23 protein-coding genes and 1 other RNA gene are annotated in these 17,080 nt (G+C 60.4%); 9 read left to right on the top strand and 15 right to left on the bottom strand.

What is annotated here, in order from left to right:
- Window positions 1–2 precede the first annotated feature (2 nt).
- A complete protein-coding gene (locus M1D89_RS10260; protein ID WP_498650934.1) occupies window positions 3–827 on the top strand; it encodes a class I SAM-dependent methyltransferase in 825 nt (274 codons plus the stop codon).
- Between the two features lie 9 nt (window positions 828–836).
- Window positions 837–1,550: a metal-dependent transcriptional regulator gene (locus M1D89_RS10255; RefSeq protein ID WP_498650264.1), complete on the top strand. Its 714-nt coding sequence runs from the start codon at window positions 837–839 to the stop codon at window positions 1,548–1,550.
- Between the two features lie 48 nt (window positions 1,551–1,598).
- Here the strand turns inward: M1D89_RS10255 and M1D89_RS10250 are convergent, their stop codons facing one another.
- Entirely contained in the window at window positions 1,599–3,053 is a 1,455-nt protein-coding gene (locus M1D89_RS10250) for an MFS transporter (protein WP_498650261.1), read from the bottom strand.
- Window positions 3,054–3,084: 31 nt separating this feature from the next.
- Here M1D89_RS10250 and M1D89_RS10245 point away from each other — a divergent pair, with 31 nt between their 5' ends.
- Window positions 3,085–3,453 (top strand): hypothetical protein, encoded by a 369-nt coding sequence (locus tag M1D89_RS10245; RefSeq protein WP_237715751.1) that lies wholly within the window; start codon window positions 3,085–3,087, stop codon window positions 3,451–3,453.
- Here the strand turns inward: M1D89_RS10245 and M1D89_RS10240 are convergent.
- The 13 genes from M1D89_RS10240 to M1D89_RS10180 all read right to left on the bottom strand — a co-directional run bounded on the left by M1D89_RS10240 (window position 3,450) and on the right by M1D89_RS10180 (window position 14,106).
- A complete protein-coding gene (locus tag M1D89_RS10240; protein WP_498650259.1) occupies window positions 3,450–4,433 on the bottom strand; it encodes a S1C family serine protease in 984 nt (327 codons plus the stop codon). The two genes, M1D89_RS10245 and M1D89_RS10240, sit on opposite strands and share 4 nt — an antisense overlap.
- Before the next feature lie 173 nt (window positions 4,434–4,606).
- Window positions 4,607–4,975: a transfer-messenger RNA gene (gene ssrA, locus M1D89_RS10235) on the bottom strand.
- 98 nt (window positions 4,976–5,073) lie between these two features.
- Complete coding sequence (smpB, locus tag M1D89_RS10230; RefSeq protein WP_017198498.1) at window positions 5,074–5,544, bottom strand: SsrA-binding protein SmpB; 471 nt, start codon at window positions 5,542–5,544, stop codon at window positions 5,074–5,076.
- A gap of 76 nt (window positions 5,545–5,620) precedes the next feature.
- Window positions 5,621–7,036, bottom strand: a complete 1,416-nt coding sequence (locus tag M1D89_RS10225; RefSeq protein ID WP_498650257.1) for a peptidoglycan DD-metalloendopeptidase family protein — start codon at window positions 7,034–7,036, stop codon at window positions 5,621–5,623.
- A 55-nt stretch (window positions 7,037–7,091) separates the two neighbouring features.
- Window positions 7,092–8,006, bottom strand: coding sequence for a permease-like cell division protein FtsX (ftsX, locus tag M1D89_RS10220; protein ID WP_017198500.1), 915 nt, complete (start codon window positions 8,004–8,006; stop codon window positions 7,092–7,094).
- Window positions 8,003–8,767 carry a cell division ATP-binding protein FtsE gene (gene ftsE, locus M1D89_RS10215; RefSeq protein WP_498650256.1) on the bottom strand — a complete coding sequence of 255 codons (765 nt, stop codon included), beginning with the start codon at window positions 8,765–8,767 and terminating at the stop codon, window positions 8,003–8,005. Before ftsE ends, ftsX begins: the two co-directional genes overlap by 4 nt.
- Window positions 8,768–8,954: 187 nt before the next feature.
- Window positions 8,955–10,073 (bottom strand): peptide chain release factor 2, encoded by a 1,119-nt coding sequence (gene prfB, locus M1D89_RS10210; protein ID WP_309073003.1) that lies wholly within the window; start codon window positions 10,071–10,073, stop codon window positions 8,955–8,957.
- A 69-nt stretch (window positions 10,074–10,142) separates the two neighbouring features.
- Window positions 10,143–10,598, bottom strand: coding sequence for a pilus assembly protein TadG-related protein (locus M1D89_RS10205; RefSeq protein ID WP_498650255.1), 456 nt, complete (start codon window positions 10,596–10,598; stop codon window positions 10,143–10,145).
- Entirely contained in the window at window positions 10,595–11,131 is a 537-nt protein-coding gene (locus M1D89_RS10200; protein WP_498650253.1) for a hypothetical protein, read from the bottom strand. The genes M1D89_RS10205 and M1D89_RS10200 overlap by 4 nt, the downstream gene beginning before the upstream one ends.
- A complete protein-coding gene (locus M1D89_RS10195; protein WP_498650252.1) occupies window positions 11,112–11,534 on the bottom strand; it encodes a TadE family protein in 423 nt (140 codons plus the stop codon). The genes M1D89_RS10200 and M1D89_RS10195 overlap by 20 nt, the downstream gene beginning before the upstream one ends.
- Window positions 11,535–11,656: 122 nt before the next feature.
- The gene (locus tag M1D89_RS10190) at window positions 11,657–13,099 is read right to left on the bottom strand and encodes a recombinase family protein (RefSeq protein ID WP_498650250.1); all 1,443 of its coding nucleotides are present in this window, start codon (window positions 13,097–13,099) and stop codon (window positions 11,657–11,659) included.
- Window positions 13,100–13,130: 31 nt separating this feature from the next.
- On the bottom strand, window positions 13,131–13,550 hold the full coding sequence (locus M1D89_RS10185; RefSeq protein WP_498650248.1) for an ImmA/IrrE family metallo-endopeptidase: 420 nt from the start codon (window positions 13,548–13,550) through the stop codon (window positions 13,131–13,133).
- Entirely contained in the window at window positions 13,525–14,106 is a 582-nt protein-coding gene (locus tag M1D89_RS10180) for a helix-turn-helix domain-containing protein (protein ID WP_498650247.1), read from the bottom strand. Before M1D89_RS10180 ends, M1D89_RS10185 begins: the two co-directional genes overlap by 26 nt.
- 226 nt (window positions 14,107–14,332) lie before the next feature.
- Between M1D89_RS10180 and M1D89_RS10175 the strand changes: the two genes are divergently transcribed.
- Together M1D89_RS10175 and M1D89_RS10170 are read left to right on the top strand one after the other, a co-directional pair.
- Window positions 14,333–14,614 (top strand): helix-turn-helix transcriptional regulator, encoded by a 282-nt coding sequence (locus tag M1D89_RS10175; protein ID WP_420179656.1) that lies wholly within the window; start codon window positions 14,333–14,335, stop codon window positions 14,612–14,614.
- Window positions 14,611–14,925, top strand: a complete 315-nt coding sequence (locus M1D89_RS10170) for a hypothetical protein (RefSeq protein ID WP_498650245.1) — start codon at window positions 14,611–14,613, stop codon at window positions 14,923–14,925. Before M1D89_RS10175 ends, M1D89_RS10170 begins: the two co-directional genes overlap by 4 nt.
- 145 nt (window positions 14,926–15,070) lie before the next feature.
- Here M1D89_RS10170 and M1D89_RS10165 read toward each other — a convergent pair whose 3' ends face one another.
- Window positions 15,071–15,535 (bottom strand): hypothetical protein, encoded by a 465-nt coding sequence (locus tag M1D89_RS10165; RefSeq protein WP_498650244.1) that lies wholly within the window; start codon window positions 15,533–15,535, stop codon window positions 15,071–15,073.
- 257 nt (window positions 15,536–15,792) lie between these two features.
- Here M1D89_RS10165 and M1D89_RS10160 point away from each other — a divergent pair, with 257 nt between their 5' ends.
- From M1D89_RS10160 to M1D89_RS10145, 4 genes are read left to right on the top strand one after another with little or no spacing between them, the layout of a single operon-like run.
- Window positions 15,793–16,026: a hypothetical protein gene (locus M1D89_RS10160; protein ID WP_498650242.1), complete on the top strand. Its 234-nt coding sequence runs from the start codon at window positions 15,793–15,795 to the stop codon at window positions 16,024–16,026.
- Window positions 16,026–16,613: a hypothetical protein gene (locus M1D89_RS10155; protein ID WP_498650241.1), complete on the top strand. Its 588-nt coding sequence runs from the start codon at window positions 16,026–16,028 to the stop codon at window positions 16,611–16,613. The genes M1D89_RS10160 and M1D89_RS10155 overlap by 1 nt, the downstream gene beginning before the upstream one ends.
- Complete coding sequence (locus M1D89_RS10150) at window positions 16,610–16,879, top strand: hypothetical protein (RefSeq protein ID WP_420179658.1); 270 nt, start codon at window positions 16,610–16,612, stop codon at window positions 16,877–16,879. Before M1D89_RS10155 ends, M1D89_RS10150 begins: the two co-directional genes overlap by 4 nt.
- The gene (locus tag M1D89_RS10145) at window positions 16,879–17,076 is read left to right on the top strand and encodes a hypothetical protein (protein WP_498650240.1); all 198 of its coding nucleotides are present in this window, start codon (window positions 16,879–16,881) and stop codon (window positions 17,074–17,076) included. The genes M1D89_RS10150 and M1D89_RS10145 overlap by 1 nt, the downstream gene beginning before the upstream one ends.
- Window positions 17,077–17,080: the final 4 nt, after the last annotated feature.

Raw genomic sequence — 17,080 nt, 5'->3', positions numbered from 1 at the left:
CCCTGCGTTCACCGGCTGCCTCCAGCGGACAGCCACGCACTCCCGGACCAGCCGGGCCGCGTGGTCCAAGGCTGCATGCTTCCCGCCGGCATGAACTCGGTCAGAGCTTCCAGGACGGCGGAGAACACTATGACCGCGTCCGACCCGGCTACCCCGCCGATTCCGTCGACTGGCTGCTTCCTCCAAGGGCGAGGTCCGCGGCCGACCTCGGAGCCGGCACAGGAAAGTTCACGGCACTCCTCGTAGAACGTGGCCTGGCGGTCACCGCCGTCGATCCTTCCACGGACATGTTGGAGCAATTGCGAAAAGCCTACCCCCACGTCAGTGCGCTGGAGGGAACGGCCGAGGCAACTGGACTGGCGGACTCAGCATTCGACGTCGTCAGCGTTGCCCAAGCTTGGCATTGGTGCGAACCCCTCGCGGCGAGCACGGAGATCGCCCGGATACTGCGGCCTCACGGGACCTTGGGGCTGATCTGGAATCAGTTGGACACTTCACATCCTTGGGTTCACCGCCTCTCGCGCATCATGCATGCAGGCGATGTCCACAAGCCCGGATTCCGGCCAGTCATCGGTCCGGAATTTGAAGGCTTGGAAAGCCATCTGACCCGATGGGAGGATGCCCTGACGCCGGAGGACATCATGGAACTGACCAAGTCCCGCAGCTACTATCTCCGCGCCAACGATGCCACCCGCGCGAAAGTCATGGGCAACCTGGAGTGGTACCTCTACGACCACCTCAGCCATGCCCCTGGTGAAACCATCGGGTTGCCCTACATGACGCAAACCTGGCGGGCAGTCAAGGTTCAGGGTTCAACGCCACGGTAGGCTTAGGGGGTGAAGACCAGTACGCCCTCCTCCTCGATCGAGGACTACGTCAAGGTCATCTACTCCTACACGGAGTGGCAGGACAAACCAATTACGTCCTCCCAACTCGCCCAGCGCCTGGGGGTGGCTAACTCATCCGTGTCTGAGATGGTCCGCAAGCTCAAGGACCAAGGCTTGGTGGATCACCAACCATACAGCGCCATCAGGCTAACCCCTGAGGGCATGCGGCTCGCGCTGTCCATGGTGCGCCGTCACCGGCTTATTGAGACGTACTTGGTGGATGAACTCGGCTACAGCTGGGACGAGGTGCACGACGAAGCCGAAATGTTGGAACACGCCGTGTCCGATACGTTCATTGACCGGATGTCCGCCAAGCTTGGACATCCTGTCCGGGACCCACACGGAGACCCGATTCCTTCGGCCGATGGTTCCGTCGAGTTGCCACACGCCTACAGGATGATTGAGCTGGATCAGGGCCATTCCGGCCGGATCACCCGAATCAGCGATGAGAATCCGGACCTCCTGCGATACCTTGCCTCTGAAGAGATTTCCTTGGACGCGCCTGTTGAAGTGGTGGGCCGCAAACCCTTTGGAGGGGCCTTGGTTGTGCGCATCGGCAGCGGTCCACAAGGCCGCGAGTTCGACCTTGGGGACGAGGTCACTTCGGCTCTCTGGGTCCAGAGCGCGGAGACACACGAAGGCTGCATCCTTCCAGCCCGATAAGCCCGATCCCGACAAGCCCGGGCCCCATTAGTCCGGGCGCGCTTCAGGTCAGCTTGGTTGCCCGTCCGCACCGCCGTCGTCGGACGCCGTGTCAGGTTCACTGACGGCGGCCGCCGCAGCTTCCCGCACAGGATTCCGGATTCCGACGGCGGAGGCCAGCGCCCCGAACAGGAACAGCCCCGCCGTTACCAGCAAAGCGTTGTACAGCCCGTCCCGGGTGAAGGCCGGCCCAACGATCACCCCTGCGAAAGCGATGGAAATCAGACCCGCAATACGGGCGACAGCGTTGTTCACCGCCGAACCAATCCCTGCCTCCTCCGAGGGAACAGCGCCTAGAATGGCGGCCGTGAGGGGCGCCACCAACGTGGCCAGACCAAGGCCAAAGACTATCTGCCCCGGCAACACCTGGGTCCAGTAGTTGAGCGGCTCCTGGACAGTCAACGACATCAGGAAGCCCGCACCGCACAGTAATGGGCCCACCGTCATGAACCACCTGGGGCCGTACTTTCCGGCGAGTCCACCAAAGTAGGACGCACCCAGCATGAGGATAACTGTGCCGGGAAGCAGCGCCATGCCCGCAACCGTAGCGCCCATGCCGCCTACCTGCTGCAGGTAAATGCCCACCACGAAGAAGCCCAAGGAGATGGCAGCATAGATGGCCAGAGTGGCGAGATTACCCCAGGCAAAATTGCGGATACTGAAGAGCCTCAACGGCAACATGGGCTCAGCTGTCCTGGCCTCGTGAATGAGGAACAGCACCATCGCAACCATGCCTACCACCAGTGGGACCCACACCTGTGCGCTCCCCCACCCCATCCTCCCCTGTTCGATGAAGGCATACACAGGGCCGCCCAAGCCGACCATGGCCAGAACAGCTCCCAGGTAGTCGATGCGTTTGCTCCTGTCCCTCGCCGCGTCCGAGGCCCGAAGGCGTGCAAGCATTGGCCAGATGGCCACAGCGGGGATGACATTGATGAAGAAGATCACCCGCCATGAGAGCAGGTCCACTGCGATGCCGCCGATCAGCGGGCCCACAATGGCCGCAGCGCTCGTCCAGCCCGACCACTGCCCGATGGCTTTTGACTGCGCCGGGCCGGAGAACGACGAGATGATCATGGCGAGCGAGCTCGGAACCAGGAGGGCACCGGCGATCCCTTGCAGTGCCCGGGAGACCACCAACACTTCACCGGTCCACGCGAGCCCGCACATCACCGAGGTCACCGCAAAACCGGCCAGCCCCCATTCAAGGATCCTTGCCCTGCCGAAATGGTCAGATAGTGAACCGGCAACCAGGATCAATGCCCCCAGTGTGAGCAGGTACGCGTCCACCACCCACTGTTGAATAACCAGGCCGCCACCAAGTTCCCTTCCAATGGCCGGCAGTGCGAGATTCACCACAAAACCATCGAGGATGGCTATGAACGAGGCCACAATTGCTACCACCAGCACACGTTTCTGGAGAGGTGTACTCGGCGTCAGGACCGCAGCGTCAGTCATGTGCACAGCCTACGCCCGGGAAGTCCCGTATCGTTGAATGGTGATTAGCAGACGTGATGCCGCATTGGCCCTTGATATTTCGATGGAAATGGCCCAACGCCACGGCATTCCGTCCCGCCTCTCCGAGGCCGAGCTCAGGGACATCCAGGACAACCCTCCGGCCTGGTTGGTACAGTCCCGGGCCAACCGCACCGGCAAGCGACCCGTCTGGGTCCACCTGACATGTGCTGTCTGCGGATACACCGAGGCTGTTCGCCCCAAGAAATGGTGGCCGGACTTTTCCTTTGTCTTCTGTGGCACCCACCGGAACAGCGAACTTCCCGAACTGTTCCTCGGTGATGTCCGCAGCGAATACGAAGGAGTGGGAAGCCGATTCATCGGCGTTGTGGACGTTCGCGAGGACTAGGCCAGCTGGCTCATTTCGGATGGCACGGCAGTGAGCTTCAGTACCTTGCCTTCCCGCAGCACCGTCAGCGGGAACGGCTCGCCGATAGCCTCGGCAAACAGCAATTTCTGCAAACTTTCGGCACTGGACACCGCACGATTTTGTGCACGTAGCACCACATCCCCCGCTTCGAGCCCGGACAACTCCGCCGGCGAGCCCGGAATAACTTCCACCACCCGCAGGCCTTCTTTCTGGCCGGTCCGAACCACCGCACTCGCATCCAGTGGAATCGGCGTGCTGACCAGGCCCAGGTAGGCGCGGCGCACGCGGCCGTCCCTCAGCAGTGCGGCGATGATGCGTTGGGTTGTGGTGTTGATAGGTACCGCCAGTCCCAGCCCAAGACCCGCAACGGCCGTGTTGATACCCACGATGCGTCCCCTCGTGTCGGCCAGTGCACCGCCGGAGTTCCCCGGATTGAGCGCAGCATCGGTTTGAATGACGTCTTCGATCACCCGTCTATGCTCGCCCGCCCTTACGGGGATGGAACGCCCCAACCCGCTCACCACGCCAGCAGTTACCGAACCGGCCAAACCGAGCGGATTCCCCACGGCAATCACCAGTTGGCCTACCCGCAAGGTGTCCGCGTTACCCAGCAAAGCCGGCGGCGGGGTTGACTTCAGGCCACGGACCACGGCAAGGTCCGAGAGGGGATCTGCACCCACCAGCTCCACATCAGTCTGCTTGCCGTCCGCGAAAACGGCCCGCCCGGACTGAATGCCTGCCACCACGTGGGCGTTGGTCAGCATGTATCCGTCGCCATTGAAAACCACAGCTGAACCACTTCCACCGCGGACCCGACCGCGGCGGTCTGTACTCGTCATTTCGATTGCAGCAACATGGGGCGTCACCGACTCAGCAACCCGTATGACGATCTGCGAGTAGGCGTCCAAGGCTCCGTCATCGTCTGACGCCTGTTCTTCGAATGCCTGGTTCGTCGTCATCTCGTGCCTCCTGCCAAGATTCGCCGCGCTTCACCGCTCACCCTCGGCGCCGCATCTACCCTGTACAACTGCCGTGCAGCTGCGGGTAGTCCGGAAGTCTCTACGCCGTGGGTGAAAGTTTTTGCGGAGGGCAAAAGAAAACCCCCGGATCACGAGGATCCGAGGGCTTTCCGGGGTGGAGATGGGGGGAATTGAACCCCCGTCCGATGTCGTTTTGTCAGGGCTTCTCCGGGCGCAGTTCGCGTCGGATTTTCTCGGCCCCAGCCATCCTGCGAACAGGTGGCTGATCCGGGCCCAGTCATCTAAGAGTCCCGTTTACCTCAATGACGAAGGCAAACAGCAGTGGCTATCTAAATGACGCCAGGAACCGGGGCGATAGCAACCCCGGGCTGACGGACTGTCTTACTGCTTAGGCAGCGAGAGCGAAGTCAGTGCGCTTAGATTCGGCACTTATTGGTTTGCAGACAGCGTTTACGAGATAATTCTGCATCCTCGGCCCGCTTCACCTGTCGCGACTAACATCGTCGAAACCGATCATCCCCGTATTTTGTTACCAAACCCGGCGAGAGTCTTTGAACTCCCGTCGGACTACCTATCATAACGCATCCATCCAGCGGTTCATTCCCCGGAGACACGCTGCCTAGCGTCGGTTGCGTTCCCGCAACTCACGCAAGGACTCACGCTTGTCCTGCTGCTCACGGAGCGTCTGGCGTTTGTCATAGTCCTTCTTGCCGCGGGCGATGGCTATTTCCACCTTGGCCCGGCCGTCCAGGAAGTAGAGCTGGAGCGGCACAACGGTAAAGCCGGACTCGCGAATTTTCTGCGAGATCTTGTCCAATTCATCGCGGTGCAGCAGGAGCTTACGACGCCGGCGTGCAGCATGGTTGGTCCAGCTCCCTTGGTGATACTCAGGGATGTGGATGCCCTCCATCCACAGTTCGTCGTTGTAGAAGGTGCAGAAGCCATCAACCATGGAGGCATGGCCTTCACGGAGGGACTTCACCTCTGTTCCCATGAGGGCAATGCCTGCCTCATAGGTGTCCAGGACATGGTAGTTATGCCGGGCCTTCCGATTGGTGGCCACTACCTTACGGCCACTTTCCTTGGGCACGGTAGAACTCCTTGTTAGATGCGGATTTCAACTAGTGTACGCCAGCGCGGCACAGCCTCTGCGCGCTATCCGCGCGCTAGAGGAGAGTCATGGGGTCCACTGCGGCACTGTTGAGCCAGGTTTCGAAGTGCGCGTGGCAACCTGTCGAGTTACCCGTGCTGCCCGAGTATGCGATGAGTTGCCCCGCCGATACCTGCTGGCCGTTTGCTACCACAATGCTGCTGTTGTGGTAGTAAATGGTGGTCAGCGAGTTACCTTGCACCACACCATGGGACAGTTTTACCCGCCATCCGCCGCCGTCGGCCGAGTTCCAGCCCGAGTTGAAGACCTCGCCAGCCGCCGCTGCGTAGACGGGCGTGCCACATGCCGCGCCGAAGTCGATGCCGGTGTGCATGTAACCACCGGTGCCGTAGAAATCAATGGTGCCAGGTGGTGTTGCCCGCCAGCCAAATCCGGACGTGATGGGGACGGCACTTGCGAAGGGGTGACGAAGACCGAACGCTGAAGGCGAACCAGCCGGCGGCGGAGAATACGGCGGTTCCGGAGGTGCGGGCCTTCCTTGGGCTGCTGCTGCAGCAGCTGCAGCAGCAGCAGCTTCCTCGGCAATCCGGCGCTGTTCCGCTTCCCAGGCTTCCCTCAGCTTCCGGTCACGCTCCACGATTTCGGCGGCGACCGTATTCTGTTCGGCCTTCACCCGGGCAAGGTTGGCTTCGATGCCCGGCTTGGCGGCCTGCAGTTGTCCATTGAGGCGGGTAGTGTCTTCAATCAGCTTGTCGACTTCGGCCTTCTTGCTCGCAGCCTCGTCCCTTGCCGACTTTTCCCGTTCAAGCGCGGCGTCCGCTTTGGCCTTCAGGTCCTGGATTTCTTCCTCGACAGCAACAAGCCTCGCTTGGGAGTTCACGTTGGTGGCGTTCTGCTGGCTGAGTTTGGTCATCGCCGCGTTTTGGCTGCGCATCGCCTGGTCAGCCAAATCCATGGACTCCGTAAGGCTGCCGGATTCACTGGAGCCGAACAAAAGGGCGATATTGGTGGGAACTCCACCGGATTTGTAGGCCTGGGAGGCGATCTGTCCGATGAGCTTTTTGGTGTCCGTGATCTTCTGCTTATCGCTCTCCAGCTGCTCCGTGATTTTGGCCTTGTTCTGCTGGGCAAGCTCAACCCTGGCAGCAAGTGCCTCGACTTCCTTGACCGCACTCGCCACACGGCCCTGCGCCTCAAGCAGAGCCTGCTGAGCGCCGGGAAGCCGGCCCTGGTAGATCACCAGGTCACCGGCAGCTTTTGCGATGTTTGAGTCAACAAATTCGAGCGAAGCCTGCACCCGCGCCGCTTCTGCTTCCAGCGCAGCTTGCTGGTCCTCAAGGCTGTCTGCCTGGGCTGTTGGAGCGCCCGAAAGGAGACTGACAGCCAGGCCAACAGCAAGAACCGCCCCCAGAAACCGAGCATGGCCCGACGCGAGGCGCCGGCGCAGGGGGTTCGGGTCCAACGTGGTCATCAGGATTCCTTTTCGCTTGTCAGCATGGCCGTTGTTTCAGTCAGGGCGTTCACGGTTAGACCTTCAGGTAACGCCGGAGAGTCAAGAGGGAAGAGATGCCGGCGAGACCGGCGCCAAGGGCAATCAGCACCGGCGCGATCACCAGGACCTGCGTCGAGGAGATGAACGGGGTGTTGAGGAACTGCCTGGACAGGTCGCCGTTGAGCCAGAAGTGGGCCATGAGCCAGAGCGTGACGGAGGCCAGAAGCGCACCCACAACGGCAGCGATGACACCTTCCAGGATGAACGGCAGTTGAATCACCGTCTTTGACGCACCCACCAGCCGCATGATTCCTGTCTCCCGGCGTCGACTGAATGCCGACAGCCGGATGGTGGTGGTGATCAGGAGGACCGCACAGAAAATCATCACCGCAGCCACGCCAATGGCCGCAACCGACGCTCCGTTCATCCAGGAAAAGATGCGCTCGAGCACCTGCCGTTGGTCACTGACCGTTTCAACACCCGGTTGCGAAGAGAACGTCTCACTGATGATTTCGTATTTTTCGGGGTTCTTCATGTTGATTCGGAACGACGCCGGCAACTGGTCCTCAGATACGGAATCCACAATCGGAGAGTTGGAGAACTGCTCCTTGAAGTGCGTGTACGCCTCGGCTTGGGATTCGAACTGGAAATCGTTGATGTACGGCTTGATTGCCGGGGATTCGAGCATCGCCTGGAGGTTGTCCTGCTGTTCTTTGGTGGCGGAACCCGAAGCGCAACCGACCGCCGTCGAACCGTCATTGCAGAGGAAGACTGCTACCTGGACTTTGTCGTACCAGTAGCCCTTCATCTGGTTGATCTGCATCTGCAGCATTCCCGCCGCACCAACGAACGTCAGGGAAACAAAAGTCACCAAGACCACGGAAATCACCATGGAGAGGTTCCGTCGCAGGCCACCACCGATTTCCCCCAGGATAAACAAAAGCCTCACAGCTGTGCCCCCTGCGCACGGTTGAGCTCTTCCCCGCTGGCGTCCCGCAGCCGACGCGATTCCCCGATCACGGGAATCATCGAGGTGTACAGAGCTTTGGCTTCGTCGCGAATGACCTTGCCGTTCTTGAGTTCCACCACGCGGCGGCGCATTTCATTGACGATGTCGTCGTCGTGGGTTGCCATCACTACCGTGGTGCCGTTCTGATTGATCTTGTCCAGGACTCCCATGATTCCCATTGAAGTGATGGGGTCAAGGTTTCCGGTCGGTTCGTCCGCCAGCAAAATGCCAGGGCGGTTTACGACGGCGCGGGCAATCGCCACGCGCTGCTGCTCACCACCGGAAAGTTCATGAGGCATGCGACGTTCCTTGCCCTCAAGGCCAACCGTCTTCAGGACCTCAGGTACTGTCTCCCTGATAATCGAGCGGCTTTTGCCGATCACCTGCATCGCGAATGCTACGTTCGCGAAAACGTTCTTCTGAGGGAGCAATCGGAAGTCCTGGAAGACAACGCCGATTCCGCGCCGGAGCTTCGGGACGCGCCAACTCGAAATGTTGGCAACATTCTGGCCAGCGACATAAACGGATCCGGACGAGGCTTTGTCCTCTTTCAGGATCAACCGCAGGAACGTGGACTTTCCTGATCCAGAAGCGCCCACCAAGAAGGTGAATTCGCCGCGGTTGATCTCAAGGCTCACAGAATCGAGCGCCGGTCGGGCATTCTGCTCGTAGACCTTGGTGACATTCTCAAATCTGATCATGGCCCTTTAGAACCCCGCCGGACATGACATAGTCGCCCAGTCCAACAGCCGGAGCGCGGGCTTTCGATGGGGGAAGTGAGAGCACCGGCCACTCGACTATACGCACGGGTCAGTCGCTATTCCGCGGCTTTCAGGGGCGTGTCGCGGAATCCTCACCCTCATGTGGCCGCGGCCACATTACCGCTTGCTAGTTAGCCGCTGCGTTTCGGTTGCCGGTACGCCAGCGAATGCCGGCGTCGATGAAATCATCTATATCCCCATCAAGCACCGCCGAGGTGTTGCCCACCTCATGTTCCGTTCGCAGGTCCTTGACCATCTGGTAGGGATTGAGGACGTAGGAACGCATCTGGTCGCCCCAGGAGGCTTTGACGTCGCCGGCCAATGCCTTCTTTTCCGCGTCCTGCTGTTCCTTCTTAACCAGCAGCAATCGGGACTGGAGCACCCGCATGGCGGCCGCCCGGTTCTGAAGCTGCGATTTCTCATTCTGCATCGACACCACAATGCCCGTGGGGATGTGAGTCAGCCTCACTGCGGAGTCGGTTGTATTGACCGACTGACCGCCCGGGCCCGAGGACCGGAAGACATCCACGCGGATTTCGTTGTCCGGGATCTCGATGGAGTCTGTTTGCTCGATCAACGGGATGACTTCTACCGCTGCGAAGGATGTCTGACGCCGCCCTTGATTATCAAAAGGACTGATGCGGACCAGCCGGTGGGTTCCGGCTTCAACACTTAAGGTGCCAAAGGCGTAAGGTGCCTTGACTTCGAAGGTTGCGGATTTCAGGCCGGCTTCTTCGGCATAGGACGTGTCCATCACAGTGGTCGGGTAGCCATGGCGTTCGGCCCAACGCAGGTACATCCTCATCAGCATCTCTGCGAAGTCGGCAGCATCGACGCCGCCGGCTCCTGCCCTGATGGTCACTACAGCTTCGCGTTCGTCATACTCGCCCGACAAAAGCGTTGTTATCTCGAGTTCCGCCAGCGCCTTGCGGATAGAGGAAAGTTCTTTGGCCGCTTCCGCCATCGAATCCTCATCGCCCTCGTCCTGGCCTAGTTCCACCAGTACTTCGAGGTCGTCAATCCGGGAAGCGAGCTTGGACAGGCGCTCAACTTCGGACTGCCGGTGCGACAACCGGGAAGTGATCACCTGGGCAGAAGCGGGATCGTCCCAAAGGTCCGGAGCCCCTGCCTGCTCGCTCAGCTCAGCGATCTCAGCCTTTAGGGCATCGATATCGGTGACATTCTCGATTGAGCTGTACGTTGCTCGAAGTGCGCGGATTTCCGCGGGAAAATCAATTTCAGCCATGATCTTCCCAGCGTACGCTATCCGTTGGCCTCCCTCATGGCGTCCTCGGCCCGCCCGTGGAAGATGCACTCACTGGGTCAGGCGGGACCGGGCCGTTGACCTCGCTTCAATAAGGATCCCTTCGGGGAGCAGAAAGCTGATCACCGGTGGATGCGCTATGGCGGTGAGGGCTACCACCGCGGTACCCCCCGGCTCGCTTCCCGTCCCCGGCGCGATAGTCAGGTGGTCATGTCGGGAAAAAGCGTTGCTGGCGTCGAGGTAGGAGCCGGTTGCGGCCAGCACTCTTGCATCAACCAGCGATGTGGAAGGAGTACCGCTTTCCCCAATATCCCCCACCGTGTAGGAATCTGCGGCCGCGAGAGCTGCTCCGTCGGCCAGGGACAGGAGCTTCTTGCGCTCCAGATAGACCGCTGAAGCTCCCATGACCACTGAGGCCAGGAGGAGCGACAACAGCACGAACCCCAGAATGAGCACCGTTATCTGGCCATCCTCCTGTGGGCGCCCATTCGATGTCACCACTGTCATTGGTAACGCCCTACAACCTGTGATGCTGAAGCACTGAGCCGGCTCGCGTGCAATTGCAACACGTCCCCGAATGGCATCAAGGGTAGGGACACGTCCAGGCGCACAGTCACGGTTACGGTTGCGCCAGCCGCCAAACAACTCTCACGATCGCACTCGAAGGTGATGCTGGCCTTCTCAAATTCATGACCGTGGTCCTTGAGGGCCACAAGTACACTGCGCTCCGCTGCAATCCTTGCGCTCACGGGGTCCCGTTGCGTCACGAAGACTTTAGCTGCCTGGTCAGCAGCACCAACTACAGCAAACGATCCGCCCTGAATCTGACTTACAGTCACCATGAAATAGACCACGGGGACCATGAGCAGCAACGCCAGGAACGTGAATTCCACCGTGGCGTTGCCTTTCTGGGCTTCCTGACCGGGAGCGTAAATTGTTGCTGTCCCAGCCGACTCCGCCCGTAAGCACAAGGCCGCCCTCAGCCTCAGCCGGAAAGCGACGAGTAGTGACCTTCGCGTGTCACCCCGGGAGGTCTGCATGACCCTTGATCTCCAAGGTTTGGGCGGGGCCGATCAGGCCAACCACCGGCAGAGGTGCCCTTACTGTCACTTCCAATGTTCGGATGCCATCTACGGTGATCTCTGTCGACGTGACATCGCGGGCAAAATCACCGCTCAACGCAGCACCAATCAACTCGGCAGTCCGGGCACGGGCGTCCAAGGACGTTCGATCCGACAACGCCCCGTATCTCGCTCCGGAAGAGGCAGCATCAACAAGCGTGTTCCGAACGTGCAGCACCAGCATCAGCTGAACAATCGACATGAAAAACAAGGTCAGCAATGCGCCAACCAACACGAAGTCAACAACCGCTGATCCGCGCTCATTCACAGGTCCAACGCGCGCTGGATTGAAACTGTCATCTACAAGGCTTTTATGGTCCATCCCGTGTCCTACTTGCCCACCTTGCTCATTGCTTGATTGAAGAGATCGCCCAACGCCGGCGTCGCGATGGCAAGTAGTCCAGCCACGAGGATCGCTGACATTAATGTGACTAGGTTCAGATCTCACCACCGCGGATGAACGGTGACCTGCGCTCGCGGACGCCCTGGTGCCACCTCAACATGTGTGATGAGTCGTGAAACGAGATCTCGTTTCGTGTCGAGCGGCAGGATCGCCCAGTTTTCGAGTAAATCCGGGATCAGCGAAGCGGGCGGGCGCGAAGCGACCACCTGAGCATCTCTGATCGAGGTCTCTAGGTCGCTGCGCTGGGCCTCCAGCTCGTCGCGTAGCCGGCGGTAAGTGTCGTCGGGAATCGTGCCGTCGAGCATCTTGTTGGTCAACTGGTCCATGCGGGTGCCCAACTTTGCCAACTGCTTCTTGAGGTGGGCGGCCGTGTCCGCTGCGCTCGCTGCTTGCTGCTCAGCTCGGGCGGCGAGGTCCGCTTCTGCGTCGACGTTAGCGGCGATGCTTTCCAGCCAGGACAGGAAATCCGTTTCGACGGTGCTGGTCATGACATAGCCGCCGGTGTGCTTCCTTTTGCTGGCGACGTCCGCGCATTTGTACTTCGGAGATCGGCCGGCACCGAAGAGGCCTGCATGCATTGCTGCCCCGCAGGCACAGCGGATCATTCCTGAGAAGAGGTAGTTGGATCGTTCGCTTCGCCGGTAGACCCGTCGGGCTTCGCGTCGGGCGAGGTATTCGTTCCATTCCTCTGGCGTGATGACTGGCTCGTGGATCCCTGGCACCCGCTCTCCGTGGGCTGTGATGTAGCCGGCGCCGAAGCCTTGATCCAGGATGCGCCTCAAAGTCCGGTCGGACCACATGCCATCGGCGGACACCCCGTAACCGGTGACCGGGCGTGTTGGCCCATCGTTCAGCCATTTCACCAGGGAGTAGAACGACTGGCCGGATAGGTAGCGGCGGTACAGGTCAGCCAGGACTGGCCCGGTGACTGGATCAGGGCTGAAGCCCTCCTCTTTGGAGTATTGGTAGCCGAAGCGCGGTTTACCATTTGCTGGGATGCCGGCTTTCACTCGCCGGGCGTGCGATTCCTTCCACTGCTCCCCCATCCGTTCCGATTCGAACGCCGCAAGTTCCGCCAGCATGCCCCGGGCGAACCTGCCCGAGGAAGTGGTGGTGTCCATCGGCTCGGTGGCGGATTCCATGCGGCCGCCGATGCCTTCGACACGGTCGACGGCGATTGCCCAGTCTTTCCGGTTCCGGGATACGCGGCTGATCTTCCAGACCACCAGGACGTCAGCCGTTCCGGCCTCGATCATGCCAATGGCTCGCTCAACCTGCCGGCGCTTCCAAAACCGGCCGGTCATGTCCAAGTCGGTGATCGTCTCCACGATCTCGTAACCGCTGCGTTCGCAGTGCTGTTCGATGGATGCCAGCTGAAGCTCGGGGCTGATCATCCCGTCGCGCTCTTTGGATACTCGGATGTAGGCGACTGCCCGTTGGGGCGCGTTTTGGACAGCCCTGAGGTGGGCCCGTTGTGTATTCACGTTTGGAAGGCTCTCTAGGAGGGAGGGTTGTTTAGGCTGCGAGGCGTGCGCGGAGGAGTTCCGCCAGGGATTCACGCTCGGCTTTAGACAGTGCCGTAATGTAGTGCTCCACGACGTCGGGCAGAACTCCCAGACGGTGGGCGATGCCGACGGCGTCTTGGCGCTCTAGGTAGGCGTCGATGAAGTCTTTCTTGGAGATGAGCCTTACGGCTGCCCAGGTGTCGGCTTCACGTTCCTGTCGGCGCCCGCGGCCCCGGTGGCGGTGGGCGGCGTGCCCCAGCTCGTGCATCAAAGTGCATAGCAGCTGCAAAGGACCGAGTCCCACGCGGAGTGTGATCAGGTGGAGATCTGCGTCGTAGCTCCCCCATGCTCCATCCGGTACCCAGCCGAAGCGGATCCTGACGCCTAGCTCTCTTGCGTACGAGTCAGGTGTCCTCGGGATTCTGATCATGTGTAATGCCCCCTGGTGCTTTTTTGGCCGCCAACGTTTCCCACTGCTCTTTGTGCAGACGGTCTATCGCATCATCGCTTAGGGGCACGACAGTTTCTGATTCACTGCCCGGGCCTGTCTTCTGTCCAGCGCGAGTGTTACGGCGCTCGCGGGCATTTCGGATGTCGGTTGGCTGTTCCTGTGAATCGGTGTTACTGGCATCTGCGCTCTTTTCCAAGTCCACAAGGACTCGCACCATGTCGAGCACTACCTTCCGCGCCTTAGGCGAGAGGTTGTCGACACCGGGTGGGAGTTCCTCGGCAAACGGTGGGCCGGGGACGGTTTGTCCCGCAGCTGTGAACGCAACCTCATCTGACACGCCGGCCAGCCAAGCCAGGGCGCGCAGGGTGCCTTCGCGTGGCTTCGACTTGTACAGGCCCTGACGGATCTGGTTGATCGTAGTAGCCGTCAATTGGTAGCCGTTCTTGGCGGCCAGCTGCGACAGGCCGAGGCCTGAGGCGTCGCGATACTGGGCCGCAAGCTCGACTAGCTCACTGAGGCTCTGAGGTTGGTTCACACCGATGACTCTTCCTGATGGTGTCGCCGTTTAGTAAGGGGCGAGCTGCAATCTGAATACAAGTAACTTGTTCATCTTTGCAGAGATTAGAAGGGCTGTCTCACTTGTGGGTTTGACAAGTAGCCAAAGATTAGAGATATTGAACTTGTAAAACTCACAAGTGGAGGTCAGAATGACTATGCAAGCAACTCGGCGGCGTCCGTCGCTCAATCGAAGGGATACGTGGATGAAGGTCAAAGACCCGGCCGCGCTCCGTCGGTGGCGAAAGCAGCAGCGCTTCTCACAGCAGCAACTGGCAACGCTCATCCGACGCTCACAGCAGACGATCCACTTGCTGGAAACCGGAGGCATGAAGACATGCACGGAGGGAGTCGCCATCGGCATCGCCGCATGGCTCGGAGTCCCCTGGCAGGAGCTCTTCGAGGCTGAGGAGCATGATATTTTGCCTCCAGTTGCAGATTCAACACATTCAATCTCTGCCGACCGGAAGAAGAGGATGCACGCATGAGCGGCTACAGAACGGTTCACTCCGTGGAAGCCGTAGTGATCCGGCCTGATCACCTTCTGGGCCATGGCAGTTATACCCAGCGCCATCGAGTGCAAGTGATCGCCTGGAACGAAGAGCCAGCGTCACTCATTGCCGTTCAGTCCGGATATGACCATGAAGTCATTCAGTTCGAGGTCGCGGACCTGGACCTCTTGATCGAGTTGCTCCAACAGGCGAAAGCGGCGCTCGCCGCTGAACCCAAAGACTCCGGCGCAGCAGCATCTTCCCCCGCTGCTGCTGCGCCGGTCACCACCGAACAGGAAGCGAAATGAGCCGAGTGGAAAACGCGTCTCGCAAGCAGCGTTCGTCGCTTGCGTCGAAGGTTGCCCGGGCGTCCTGGGAGCTGTTCGTTGCTGTCGGATGCCCGGCAATCGGAGCAGCCGGCTTTTTCGCGCTGTCGAAGGGTATGGGGTGGTACTAGTGCTTGACGATTCCCAGTTGAAGCGACAGCCAGGCCCCGAAGACGCCAGCCAGGATGCCGACGAGAACGCGAACGATCTCCGAGTTCACTTTGAAAGTGTGATCGCGTCTCTCAGTGGCGGACTTGTCGATGATGACGGGCACGCGTCGGGGCATCCATCGACGGAATCGGTTGACAGGCTGGGAGTGCTTGTCCAAGATGCGTGCCAGCTCGCCCACGCCACCCATGTGGATGTTCTGGGGCGGGGTAAGCGTGACGTAGGGACGACCTTCGTGGTTGAAGTAGTAGCTTCCCTTGCCCGGAACGCCCACGGAGAAGGACAGGACTGGCCGGGGCGCCCGCTCCATGAACTCGGCCGCGGTAGTGGCGCCGGCCTCTCCAGCATTGCCCGAATGGATGTAAGCCGGTTCATCGACCGACAACAGCGTCAGTTCACCGATAAAGCGCTCGAACGAATCCACATCAGGAAAGTGGACCGGCCACGGCCTCCGGATTCCGATCTCCGGATTCCGTGTAGCCCAGTCCAAGTCGCGTCGGCCGTACGAAAAGCGCCGTACCCAAGCAGCAACACCCATAAGAAAGCCCCCGTTTTTTCACAGTAAGGGGGCGATCCAGTGCCATTCCGCCAAGAAGTTCACTGGACCGCCCGTAGGTAACCCAAGAGCCAGGCCCTCACGCAAAGGAAGCCTGGCTCTCGAATCAGAAATGAGTCTAACAAATGGTCATCAGAAGACTCCGGCAGCTACCGCCGGAAGCCCGTCCCCACATCGCCGCAGCTGGCCGTGTCCTTGCCGAGGCGACAGCCCGCATGAACAACATGAGCCCCCGCGAGATCGCGGAAGCTGCGTACACGCCGGGAGGCCCGTCACTGGAGCAGCTGGAGAAGCTGGCCGAAGCGCGCCTCATGGGACAGTCCGTCCGCCACTCCCCCGCTGTAGCTGAGGTGGCCTGATGACCACCAGCAAGGAAGCGACAGACCTGCTCCCCCGAAACTCTTACTTCCACGCCGTCGATCGGCAGATGGAAACCGACTCTTACCCGTCCAAGATCATCCCGACCGAGCAAGGCCGCCGGCACAAGCTGCTGACCCTCGCCATCCAGGATGCAGAGAACCTCATCGGGGCTCTCAAAACGGCGAAGCACTTCGACCGCTTGGGCAACATCGAACACGCACTCCCACAGATCACGGATGCGCTCGCTGATGTGGTGACCAAGGCCAACAACTTTGTTTCTGACGTGGAGGTGTCAACGGCCCGCTACCGGGGTGCCGTTGCTGAATCCTCCAATGAGGCTGCCGGGAGGCAGCCCTCTGATCCGGCAGCTGCCGTCGAATCCCCCGACGTGCCGGCGGCAGCTGCCTCCAGCCCTGACGATGCCAGCGAGACCCTGACCTATTACGAATGGCAGGACCCGACCGCGAACGTCGTACCGAAGCCGGGGCCGCACCTGCTAGCGATCAACACTCCGAAGCTCGTTTCATCGGATGAGCTTCGCGGCAGGATCCTCCGTTCCGTTCGGATGGACGGCGGCAGAAGATGAAGGCCAGGAAGAAGACGTTCGCGGTGGTTCATCCCATCGGACACCGGCCTTTTCAGGACACCTGCGATTTGCACTACCGCAGCACTGCGGAGTTCAAGCAGCAGATGACCGCTTATGCCCGTCGCAAGTGGCCGCTACCCCAGGCGATTGAGATCGATCTTTCAACGAACACGATCGTTGTGAACGGTGTTGATCGGGGCAAGTTCTCGGAGCACGAGCACCGTGAGTCGGCTCGCAAGGCTATTCAGCTTGGGCTGGAGCTGTGATGCGCCCGACGGCGCGGGTCGGCCTGTATCGCCGCCGCGCCTTCCTTTACGGCCCGCTCGTTGTCCTCGGAGCAGCACTGGTCTTGATGACCAGTCCCAACATCAACGGCGCTTACCTCGCTGGTCTGCTGATCTTGCTGGCCGGTGCTGGTGGTTTCGTTCTCGAGTCCGGGCCTCAGCCCAGGCGTAGAAGATGATGAC

The organism is Arthrobacter sp. D3-18 (assembly GCF_054408525.1).
This window is presented reverse-complemented; position numbering and strand designations above follow the sequence as displayed.